Below are 12,590 nucleotides of genomic sequence, written 5' to 3' on the forward strand. Positions count from 1 at the left end.
CCGGACGCGCGCCTCACCGACCTCGCCTTCTCCCTGGCCACCTCCCGGGCCGGCCTGGAGCGCCGCGCCGCCGTGGTGGCGGGCGAGCGCGATGAACTGCTGCGGGGTCTGCTGGCCCTGCGCGACGGACTGCCGGGCCCCGGTGTCCTCCAGGGCGGTACGGGCCGCGGCCGTACGGCGTTCCTCTTCACCGGCCAGGGCAGCCAGCGCCCCGGCATGGGCCGCGAGCTGTACGAGCGGTTCCCCGTCTTCGCCGACGCGCTCGACGCCGTACTGGCGCGAGTGGACGGCGCGCTGGACCGGCCGCTGCGCGACGTCCTGTTCTCCGCCGAGGGCTCGGCGGAGGCGGACCTGCTCGACCGGACCGAGTACGCGCAGCCCGCGCTCTTCGCCGTCGAGGTGGCGCTGTTCCGGCTGGCCACGTCCTGGGGCATCACCCCGGACTATCTCGCCGGGCACTCCATCGGTGAACTCGCCGCCGCGCATGTCGCCGGGGTGTTCTCCCTGGAGGACGCGTGCGCCCTGGTGGTGGCGCGCGGCCGGCTGATGCAGGCGCTGCCCGAGGGCGGCGCGATGGTCTCCCTCCAGGCCGCCGAGGACGAGGTCCTGCCGCTGCTGGCCGGACGCGAGGACGAGGTGTCCATCGCCGCCGTCAACGGCCCGGCGTCGCTCGTCGTCGCGGGCGCCGAGGAGGCCGTCCTCGACATCGCCGCGACGATCGCGGCCGACGGGCGCAAGACCAAGCGGCTACGGGTGAGCCATGCCTTCCACTCGCCGCTCATGGACGCCATGCTCGACGACTTCGCGCGGGTCGCGGAGGGCATCACGTACCACCCGCCGGTGATCCCCCTCGTCTCCAACGTCACCGGTTCGCTCGCCACCGACGACCAGGTGAGCACCCCGGAGTACTGGGTCCGGCATGTGCGCGGAGCCGTCCGGTTCGCCGACGGGATCAACTGGCTCTCGGCACAGGGCGGAGTCCGCACCTTCCTGGAGACCGGCCCCGACGGCGTGCTCTGCGGCATGGCCAGGGAGAGCCTCACCGACGCGCCGCACACCGGACTGCTGCCGCTACTGCGGGCCGGCCGTCCCGAGGAGCAGGCGGTCGTCACCGCGCTCGCCGGGGCGCACGCGCACGGCGTGGACATCGACTGGGCCGCGTACTTCGCGGACACCGGCGCGCGCCGGATCGAACTGCCGACGTACGCCTTCCAGCGCGAGCGGTACTGGCCCGACACGCTCGCCGTCACGGGCCCGCCGGAGAGCGCGGGCAGCGCGGCGGACGCCGAGTTCTGGTCGGCCGTGGAGCGCGACGACATCGGCTCGCTCGCCGCCTCGCTGGGCCTCGACGACGCGACCGTCACCGCGATGGTCCCGGCGCTCACCGCCTGGCGCCGCCGCCGCGACGAGCAGTCCGAGGTGGACGCCTGGCGCTACCGGGTCACCTGGAAGCCGCAGACCGGATCCTCCGCGCCGACCGCGCTGACCGGCCGCTGGCTCGTCCTCGCGCCGTCCCGTACGGAGGAGGCCGAGTGGTCCGCCGAGGTCGTCCGCGCCCTCGCCACCGACACCGTCACCTACGAGGTCACCGGCGCCGACCGGACCGCGCTCGCCGCCCGGCTGGCCGAACTCCACGCGGCACACGGGGAGTTCGCCGGAGTCCTGTCACTGCTCGGCCTCGCGGGCTGCGAGAGCGTCCCGCGCACCGGCGTACCGGACTCCCTCCTCCTGACCACCGTCGCCGTACAGGCGCTGGGCGACGCCGGGATCGGCGCGCCGCTGTGGGCCGTCACGCGCGGCGCCGTCTCCGTGGGCCGCTCCGAGCCGGTGGTCGGACTCGACCAGGCCGCCGTCTGGGGCCTCGGCCGCGTCATCGCGCTCGAACAGCCCGACCGCTGGGGCGGCTGCGTCGACCTGCCCGAGCAGCTCGACAGCCACGCCGCCCGCCGGCTGCGCGGTGTCCTGGCCGGGACGGGCGGCGAGCACGAGGCGGCCGTACGCGCCTCCGGTGTCTTCGTGCGCCGGCTCGCCCACAGCCCCGCCGCACAGAACGACGGGCACCCCTTCGACCCGTCCGGCACCATCCTGATCACCGGCGGCACCGGCGGCCTCGGCGGACATGTCGCCCGCGGGCTGGCCCGCGCGGGCGCCGAGCATCTGCTGCTCGTCAGCCGGCGCGGCGAGGACGCCCCCGGCGCCGACGCGCTGCGCACCGAACTGACCGGACTCGGCGCCCGGGTCACCATCACGGCCTGCGACGTCGCGGACCGCGAGGCGCTGGCCGCCCTGCTCGGCACCGTCCCCGAGGACACCCCGCTCAGCGCGGTCATCCACACGGCCGGTGTCGTGGAGGACAGCGTGGTGGACGCGCTGACCCAGGACAGCTTCAGGACCGTCCTGGACGCGAAGGTCGCCTCCGCGCGCAATCTGCACGCACTGACCGCCGGGCTGCCGCTGTCCGCGTTCGTCCTCTTCTCCTCCACGGCGGGCGTCTTCGGCGCCGCCGGACAGGGCAACTACGCCGCCGCCAACGCCTATCTGGACGCCCTCGCCGAACACCGGCGGGCGCACGGACAGACCGCGCTCTCCGTGGCCTGGGGCCCCTGGGCCGGATCCGGCATGGTCGCCGACGCGGCCGAGATCGAGACCCGGGTACGGCGCGGCGGATTCGAACCGCTCGCCCCGGAACCCGCCGTCCGCGCCCTGCTCCGGGCGATCGAGCAGGACGACACCGCCCTCGCGCTCGCCGACATCGACTGGACCCGCTTCCTCCGCGCCTTCGCGGCGACCCGCCCCCTGCCGCTCGTCGGCGACCTGCCCGAGGCACGGCGGTCCGCCACCGCCCCGGCCGGAGCCACCGGCGGGGAGCCGGAGCTGCGGCAGCGGCTCGCGGATCTCCCCGAGGCCGAACGCGGCGGATACGTACTGGACCTGTTGCGCGGCCAAGTGGCCGCCGTGCTCGGCCACTCCGACGCCGGTGCCATCGAGGACGACCGGGCCTTCCGCGACCTCGGCTTCGACTCGCTGACCACACTCGAACTGCGCAACGGGCTCGCCGCCGCCACCGGGCTCAGCCTTCCCGTCTCCCTCGTCTACGACCAGCCGACCCCGCGCGAGATGGCCGACTTCCTGCTCGCCGAACTCCTCGGCGCGCTGCCCGGCGCGGCCGCCGCCACGCCGGTGGCCGCCGGACGGCCGCTCGACGACGACCCGATCGCCGTCGTCGGCATCAGCTGCCGCTTCCCCGGCGGGGTCTCCTCGCCCGAAGAGCTGTGGCAGCTGCTCGACGAGGGCAGGGACGGCATCACCCGCTTCCCGGACGACCGCGGCTGGGACATCGAGGCCCTGGGCGCGGGCGCCTCCGCCACCCTCGAAGGCGGATTCCTCACCGGCGTCGCCGACTTCGACGCCCGCTTCTTCGGCATCTCGCCGCGGGAGGCACTGGCGATGGACCCGCAGCAGCGCCTGCTCCTCGAAGCGACCTGGGAGGCGCTGGAGCGGGCCGGGATCGACCCGTCCGGTCTGCGCGGCTCCACCACCGGTGTCTTCGTCGGCACCAACGGCCAGGACTACCCCAGCCTGCTGCGCCGCTCCGCCTCCGACGTCCAGGGGTATGTGGCCACCGGCAACACCGCCAGCGTCATGTCCGGCCGGCTCTCCTACGCCCTCGGACTGGAGGGCCCGGCGGTCACGATCGACACCGCCTGCTCCTCCTCGCTGGTCGCGCTGCACTGGGCCGGCAAGGCGCTGAGCGCCGGTGAATGCTCGCTGGTGATCGCGGGCGGCGTCTCCGTGATGTCGAGCCCCGACTCCTTCGTCGAGTTCTCCACCCAGGGCGGACTGGCCCCCGACGGCCGCTGCAAGGCGTTCTCCGACGCCGCCGACGGCACTGCCTGGTCCGAGGGCGTCGGCATCCTGGTGCTGGAACGGCTCTCCGACGCCGTACGCAACGGACACGAGGTCCGCGGCATCATCCGCTCCACCGCCGTCAACCAGGACGGCGCGTCCAACGGGCTGACCGCGCCCAACGGGCCCTCGCAGCAGCGCGTCATCCGGCAGGCGCTCGCCGACGCCGGACTGACCGCCGCCGACATCGACGCCGTCGAGGCCCATGGCACCGGCACCACCCTGGGCGATCCGATCGAGGCCCAGGCCCTGCTCACCACCTATGGCCGCGACCGGGAGCGCCCGCTGCTGCTCGGCACCGTCAAGTCCAACATCGGCCACACCCAGGCCGCCGCCGGAGTCGCGGGCGTCATCAAGATGCTGCTGGCGATGCGGCACGGCACCCTGCCCAAGTCCCTGCACATCGGCACCCCCTCCGGGCATGTGGACTGGACGGCGGGCGACGTACGGCTGCTCACCGAGCCGGAGGCATGGCCGGAGACCGGCCGCCCGCGCCGCGCCGGAGTCTCGGCGTTCGGTGTCAGCGGTACGAACGCGCATGTCATCGTCGAGCAGGCCCCGGCCGCCGGGGCGCCGCCCGCGCGCACCGCCGAGCCGGTCGCCGTCCCGGCCGTCGTGCCCTGGACCGTCTCCGGCAGGACCCGCGAGGCGCTCCAGGCCCAGATCGACCGGGTCACCTCCTTCGCCGCGTCGCACACCGGCCTGTCCGCGCTGGACATCGGCCGCTCGCTCGCCACGGACCGTACGGTCTTCGCGCACCGCGCGGTGCTGCTGGCCGGCCCCGACGGCGTACGGGAGAGCGCGCGCGGCGTCGCGAGCCGCGCCCCCGGCACGTCCGCGTTCCTCTTCTCCGGCCAGGGCAGCCAGCGCGGCGCCATGGGCCGGGAGCTGTACGAGCGGTTCCCCGTCTTCGCCGAAGCCCTGGACGCGGTCCTCGCCCATCTGGACACCGAACTCGAATTCCCGCTCAGGGAAGTGCTGTTCGCCGATCCGGGCACCTTCGAGTCGGAGCTGCTGGACGAGACGGGCTGGACCCAGCCCGCGCTGTTCGCGATCGAGGTGGCGCTGTTCCGGCTCGCCGAATCCTGGGGCCTCACCCCGGACTTCGTGGCCGGGCACTCCATCGGCGAGATCGCCGCCGCGCATGTGGCGGGGGTGTTCCCGCTGGCGGACGCCTGCCGGCTGGTCGCGGCCCGCGCCACGCTCATGCAGGCGCTCCCGCAGGGCGGCGCGATGGTCGCCCTCCAGGCCACCGAGGACGAAGTCGCCCCGCTGCTGGAGGGCGACGTCTCCATCGCGGCCGTCAACGGCCCGCGCGCGCTGGTCGTCGCCGGAGCTGAGGACGCCGTTCTGGAGGTCGCCGAGCTGTTCGCCTCCGAGGGTCGGCGCACCAGGCGGCTGCGGGTCTCGCACGCCTTCCACTCGCCGCTGATGGACCCGATGCTGGCGGACTTCGCGCGGGTCACCGAGTCGCTCACCTACGAGGAGCCCCGGATCCCGGTGGTCTCCAATCTGACCGGCGCCCTGGCGACGGCGGACGAACTGCGCTCGCCCGCCTACTGGGTGCGGCACGTACGCGAGGCCGTACGGTTCGCCGACGGCGTGCGCACCCTGCGCGAGGCCGGGGTCGGTACGTTCGTGGAGCTGGGCCCCGACGGGGTGCTCGCCGCGATGGCCCAGCAGAGTCTGGACGGCGTCGAGCCCGCGCCCCTGGTGGTGCCGCTCCTGCGCAAGGACCAGGGCGAGGAGACGGCCGTGGTCGCCGCCCTGGCCGCGCTGCACACGCGGGGCACGGGACCGCGCTGGGCCGCGTTCTTCGAGGACCTGGGCGCGCGCCGGGTCGAGCTGCCGACGTACGCCTTCCAACGCGAGCGGTACTGGCCCGAGCCCGCCGCGCTCGCCGCCGGGGCGCCCGACCCCGTGGACGCCGAGTTCTGGTCGGCGGTGGAGCGCGAGGACCTGGAGTCGCTGGCCGCCTCGCTGGACCTGGACGGCGACACCGTCACCACGATGGTGCCCGCGCTCTCCGCCTGGCGCCGCCGCCGGGGCGAGCAGTCCGCCGGCGCCAACTGGCGCTACCACGAGACCTGGACGCCGCTCACCGCACCGGCCGCGACCGAGCCGTCCGGCGACTGGCTGGTGATCGTGGCGGCCGACGACGGATCGCCCTGGCTCTCCGCGGCCGTCGAGGCGCTGCGTACGGGCACCGCCCGGCTGGACACGGTCACGGCCGACCCCGCCGACCCCGGCGGGCTGGTGGAAGCGCTGGCCACGGCGCGCGCGGACCGGGACGGAGCGGCCTACACCGGCGTCGTCTCACTGCTCGCCACCGGAGCTACCGAGGCCACCGGAGTTACCGGAACCACCGGAACCACCGGAGTCCTGGGCGCCACGGACCTGCCCGCGGACGCGGCCTGGCCCGACGCGCTGCTGAGCGCGCTGGACGAGGCGGGGATCGACGCGCCGCTGTGGTGCGTCACCCGCGGCGCCGTCTCCACGACCCCCGCCGAGCCGCCGCTCAGCGCCGGACAGGCCGCCGTATGGGGCCGGGGCCGGGTCACCGCGCTGGAGCACCCCGACCGCTGGGGCGGGCTGATCGACCTCCCGGAGACGATCGACGACCGCACGGGCGCCGTCTTCACGGCCACCCTGACGGACCGTCAAGACAGCGCCGGAGAGGACCAGATCGCGGTCCGCGCCGACGCGGTCCTCGGACGCAGGCTGGTCCGTACGACCGCCACGCCGGCCAACCCGTCCGGCGCCTCCTGGCGCCCCACCGGCACCGTGCTCATCACGGGCGGTACGGGAACGATGGGCGGCCGGGCCGCCCGCCGACTGGCCCGCGAGGGCGCCCGGCATCTCGTCCTGACCAGCCGTCACGCGTCCGGCCTCGCCGGGTCCGACGCCCTCGAAGCGGAACTGAAGCGGCTCGGTGCCACCGTCACCTTCGCCGTCTGTGACCTCGCCGACCACGACGCGCTGACCGCGCTGCTCGCCGCACTCCCCGAGGACGCGCCGCTGACCGCGGTGATCCACGCGGAGGAGGCCACCGGCGCCACCGGCTCCGGATCCGCGGGCCTCGCCGCCACGCTGGCCGGGGTCGTACAGCTCGACACCGTCCTCGGCGACCGGCCGCTCGACGCGTTCGTCCTCTTCGGCACGATCGCCGGAGTCTGGGGCGTACGGGGCCAGTCGGACGAAGCCGCGCTCGGCGCGTACCTCGACGCCTTCGCCCGGCAGCGCCGCGCCCGGGGAGCCACCGCGCTCGCCGTCTCCTGGAGCGCCTGGTCGGACGTGGTCGACACCGGCATGGCCGCGCATCTGCGGATGAACGGACTGCCCATACTCGACGCCGACGCAGCGCTCGCCGCGCTCGGCAGGGCCGTCGCCGACGGCGAGCCCGCCGTGACCGTGGCCGACGTGCGCTGGGAGACCTTCGCACCGGCCTTCACCGAGGCCCGCCGCAGCGCCCTGCTGGCCGGCCTGCCCGAGGCCCGCAAGGCCATCGACGCGGCCGAACGCGACCGCGGTGACGAGCGGTCGGCGGCCGGCGACTACCGGCGGCGGCTGCTGGAACTGCCCGCGGCGGAGCGCGCGGACGCCCTGCTCACGCTGGTCACCGACAAGGTCGCCGTGGTCCTCGGACACCCGGACACCGCGGTGGTCGAATCCGATCTGCCCTTCCGTGACCTCGGCTTCGACTCGCTGACCGCCGTCGACCTGCGGAACCAGCTCACGGCGAGCACCGGCGTCACCCTGCCCGCCACGCTGGTCTTCGACCACCCGACCCCGGCCGAACTCGCCGGTCATCTGCGCGGTCTGCTGCTCGGCGAACTGCCGGACGCCGAGGCCCCGTTGGCGGTCCCGGCGCAGGCCGGTGACGACCCCGTCGTCATCGTCGGCATGGCCTGCCGCTACCCGGGAGGCGTCGGCTCGCCCGAGGACCTGTGGCAGCTCGTCATGGACGAGACCGACGCCGTGGGCGAGTTCCCCACCGACCGCGGCTGGGACCTCGACACCCTGCTCGGCGGCCCGCCCGAGGGCGGACGCGGACGCAGCACCACCGGGAACGGCGGCTTCCTGTACGACGCCGCCGACTTCGACCCCGGAGTCTTCGGCATCTCGCCGCGCGAGGCCATCGTGATGGACCCGCAGCAGCGCATCGTGCTCGAAGCGGCCTGGGAGGCGCTGGAGCGGGCGGGCATCGACGCGGCGACCCTGCGGGGCAGCACCACCGGTGTCTATGTCGGCGGCGGCAGCGGAGACTACCGGCCGCCGGCCGAGGCGGGCCAGTGGGAGACGGCCCAGTCGGCGAGCCTCCTGTCCGGCCGGCTCGCCTACTCCTTCGGCCTCCAGGGACCCACGGTCTCCGTCGACACCGCCTGCTCCTCGTCGCTGGTCGCGCTGCATCTGGCGGCCCAGGCGCTGCGTTCGGGCGAGTGCTCGATCGCGCTGGCCGGCGGGGTGACGGTGATGGCCACCCCGGCGGGCTTCGTCGAATTCAGCGCCCAGGGCGCGCTGTCGCCCGACGGCCGCTGCAAGGCGTTCTCCGAGGACGCGGACGGCACCGGCTGGTCCGAGGGCGTGGGCATGCTCGTCGTCGAGCGGCTCTCCGACGCCCGGCGCAACGGACACCACGTCCTGGCGGTCCTGCGCGGCTCCGCCATCAACCAGGACGGCGCCTCCAACGGACTGACCGCGCCCAGCGGACCGGCCCAGCAACGGGTGATCCGGCAGGCGCTCGCCAACTCCGCCCTGACGGCCGCCGAGGTGGACGCCATCGAGGCCCATGGCACCGGCACCAAGCTCGGTGACCCGATCGAGGCGCAGGCGCTGCTGGCCACCTACGGCCAGGACCGCGACCCGGAGCGCCCGGTGCTCCTCGGCTCGCTGAAGTCCAACATCGGTCACACCCAGGCCGCCTCCGGTGTCGCGGGCGTGATCAAGATGGTGATGGCGATGCGGCACGGCACGCTGCCGAGGTCGCTCTACACCGAGACGCCGACCTCGCACGTGGACTGGACGTCCGGCGCCGCCCGGCTGCTCACCGAGCCCGTCGCCTGGCCCGAGTCGGGCCGCCCGCGCCGCGCCGGAGTCTCCTCGTTCGGTGCCAGCGGTACGAACGCCCACGTCATCCTGGAGCAGGCGCCCGCCGGGGCCGCCCCGGCACCCACCGCGCCCGAGGCGCCCGTGCGCGAGGCGGAGACGCTGCCGGTGCTGCTCTCCGGCAAATCCGGGAACGCGCTGCGGGCCCAGGCCCGCAGGCTGCTCGCCCAGCTGACGGCGCGGCCCGACACCCCGCTGACCGACCTGGCGTTCTCGCTCGCGACGACCCGCGCGATCTTCGAGCACCGCGCCGCCCTGACGGCCAGCGGCCGGGACGGTCTGCTCGCGGGACTCGCCGCCCTCGCCGAGGGCGGTACCGCCTCGGACCTGGTCGAGCACCAGGTGGAGCGGGTCGGGAAGCGCGCCTTCCTCTTCTCCGGGCAGGGCTCGCAGCGGATCGGCATGGGCCGCGAACTCTACGAGTCCTTCCCGGTGTTCGCGGAGGCCCTCGATTCCGTACTGACCGCGCTGGACGCCCAGTTGGGCCGTTCACTGCGGGAGGTGATGTGGGGCGAGGACGCCGGTGCGCTGAACGCGACGGGCTTCGCACAGCCCGCGCTGTTCGCCATCGAGGTGGCCCTCTTCCGGCTGGTGGAGTCCTGGGAGCTGAGTCCGGACTTCGTGGCGGGCCACTCGATCGGTGAGATCGCGGCGGCCCACGTGGCGGGGGTGTTCTCGCTGGAGGACGCGGCCCGGCTGGTGGTCGCGCGGGCCCGGCTGATGCAGGCCCTGCCGTCCGGTGGTGCGATGGTCGCAGTCCAGGCCACCGAGGAGGAGGTCCTGCCGCTGCTGTCGGAGCGCGTCTCCGTGGCGGCGGTCAACGGCCCGACGTCGCTGGTGATCTCCGGTGACGAGGACACGGTCCTGGAGGCCGCGGCCCAACTGGAGGCCCAGGGCCGCAAGACGAACCGGCTGCGCGTCTCGCACGCCTTCCACTCGCCGCTGATGGACCCGATGCTGGACGAGTTCCGCACAGTCGTCGCCGGGCTGTCACTTCAGGCGCCGCGTATCCCGGTGGTGTCCAACCTGACCGGCGCCCAGGCCACGGCCGACGAACTGCGCTCGCCGGAGTACTGGGTACGGCACGTCCGCGAGGCCGTCCGCTTCGCCGACGGCGTACGGACCATGGCCGAGCGCGGGGTGACCACGTTCCTGGAGCTGGGCCCGGACGGGATCCTCTCCGCGCTGGCCCAGGAGACGGCGCCGCGCGGCGCCCTGGCCGTACCGGTCCTGCGCAAGGGCCGGGGCGAGGAGACCACGCTCGTCACCGCGTTCGCCCGGCTGCATGTCCACGGGGTGAGCCCGAGGTGGTCCGCGTTCTTCGCGGGCACCGGAGCCCAGTGGCTGGACCTGCCCACCTACGCCTTCCAGCACGGCCGGTTCTGGCCGGACGTCATGCCCGGCGCCACCGCCGCGGGCGCCGACGCGCAGGAGACGCGGGCCACGGACCGCGCGTTCTGGGACGCCGTGGAACAGGAGGACTTCGCCTCCCTGGAGTCCGCCCTGGACGTCGAGGGCGACGCCCTGTCGAAGGTGCTGCCCGCCCTGCTGGACTGGCGCAGGCGGCGCGACGACGAATCGGTCGTGGACGGCTGGCGCCACCGGATCGTCTGGAAGGCACTGGCCGGCGCCTCCCTCGCCCACCGCAAGCCGCTCACGGGCACCTGGCTCGCGGTGGTACCCGCCGAACTGACCGAGGACGCCTGGGTGTCCGCCGCGCTCGAAACGCTCGGCACCAAGGCCGTACGGCTGGCCGTGGCCGGCCCCGACCGGGCCGCACTGGCCGGGGAACTGCGCGAGCTCGCCGCGCGCGCCCACGCCGAGGACGGCACACGCTTCGCCGGTGTCGTCTCGCTCCTGGCGCTGCGCGAGACCCTCGCGGGCAGCGTGCCCGAGGGAGCCGCCCTCACCGCCGTACTGCTCCAGGCACTCGGCGACGCCGGGATCGACGCGCCGCTGTGGTGCGCCACCCGGGGCGCTGTGTCCGTGAACCGCGCGGACGGCGCGCACCGCCCGCTCCAGGCCGCCGTATGGGGTCTCGGCCGGGTCGCCGCGCTGGAGTACCCGGAGCGCTGGGGCGGTCTGGTCGACCTCCCCGAGACGCTGGACGAGCGCGCGGCCGCGGGATTCGCGGGGGTGCTGGCGGGCCTCGACGGGGAGGACCAGGTGGCGGTACGCACCTCCGCGGTCCTCGCCCGGCGCCTCGTACGGGCGCCCGGCAAGCGGTCCGCCCGCGCCTGGGACCCGGACGGCACCGTCCTGATCACCGGTGGCACCGGCGCCCTCGGCGCGCATGTCGCCCGCCGGCTCGCCAAGGACGGCGCCCAGCGTCTGGTGCTGCTCAGCCGGAGCGGCCCCGGGGCACCGGGCGCCGACGCCCTGCGCGCCGAACTCGACGCCCTCGGCACGGCCGTCACGATCGCGGCCTGCGATGTCGCCGACCGCGCCCAACTGGCCGCCGTACTCGCGGACATCCCGGCGGAGCACCCGCTCACCGGCGTGGTCCACGCGGCCGGAGTCCTGGACGACGGAGTGCTCGACCGGCTCACCCCGGAGCGGTTCGAGGCCGTCTTCCGCGCGAAGGTCACCTCGGCCCTCCTGCTCGACGAACTCACCCGTGAGCTGGACCTCACGGCGTTCGTCCTCTTCTCCTCGGCCTCCGCGTCCGTGGGCAACCTCGGCCAGGCCAACTACGCGGCGGCCAACGCCGTCCTGGACGCCCTGGCGGAACGGCGAAGGGCACAGGACCTCCCGGCGACGTCCCTCGCCTGGGGCGCCTGGGGAGGCGGCGGAATGGCCGGCGGCGCCGGGGCCGACGAGGCCGCCAAGCGCGCCGGAATCGGCGCCATGGACCCGGAGCTGGCCTGCGAGGCGCTGCTCCGGCTGGTCATGGAGCCCGAGCCGACCGCGGTCGTCGCCGAAGTCGCCCTGGATCGCTTCGTCGGAGCCTTCGGCGCGGCCCGGCCGAGCGCCCTGCTCCGCGAACTCCCCGGCTACGACGAGAAGGTGGCCGCCACGGCGGCGCCCGAGAGCGGCACGGCCGACAGCGGGCTGCGGGACCGGCTCACGCGTCTGCCGGCGCACCGGCGGCTGGAAACGGTCGTGGACCTCGTCCGTACCCGGGCCGCGCAGGTGCTCGGCTACCCGGACACGGACGCCGTCGGCGCCGAACGGTCCTTCCGGGACCTCGGGGTGGACTCGCTCGGAGCCGTCGAGCTGCGCAACCAGCTCAACACGGCCACCGGCCTGAGCCTCTCCGCGACGCTCGTCTTCGACCACCCGACGCCCACGGCCCTCGCCGAGCATGTGCTCGGCCGGCTGATCCCCGACGAGGGGGACGGATCCGGCGCCGACGGCGAGGAAGCGGAGATCCGGGCCCTGCTGGCGTCCGTACCGCTCGCGCGGTTGCGGGACATCGGCGTGCTGGAGCCGCTGCTCCAGCTGGCGGGAGGGGGCGACACGTCCCCGGTGCGGGACGAGGACCCCTACGACACCGAAGACACCGACGAGTCCATCGACTCGATGGCAGTGGCAGACCTGGTGCGGGCCGCGCTCAACGGCCAGTCCGACCTGTAGCG

1 protein-coding gene (cut by a window edge) is annotated in these 12,590 nt (G+C 74.9%); it reads left to right on the forward strand.

The window, feature by feature from the left end; translation table 11 throughout:
• Positions 1-12,588: the final stretch of a type I polyketide synthase gene (locus ACFRKB_RS26100; protein WP_383108858.1), read on the forward strand. It extends 16,032 nt beyond the left edge of the window; 12,588 of the gene's 28,620 nt are visible here — the last part of the coding sequence; its start codon lies off the left edge, out of view; the stop codon is at positions 12,586-12,588.
• Positions 12,589-12,590 lie beyond the last annotated feature (2 nt).

This window comes from Streptomyces scopuliridis (genome assembly GCF_042790125.1).
Taxonomy (GTDB): domain Bacteria; phylum Actinomycetota; class Actinomycetes; order Streptomycetales; family Streptomycetaceae; genus Streptomyces; species Streptomyces scopuliridis_A.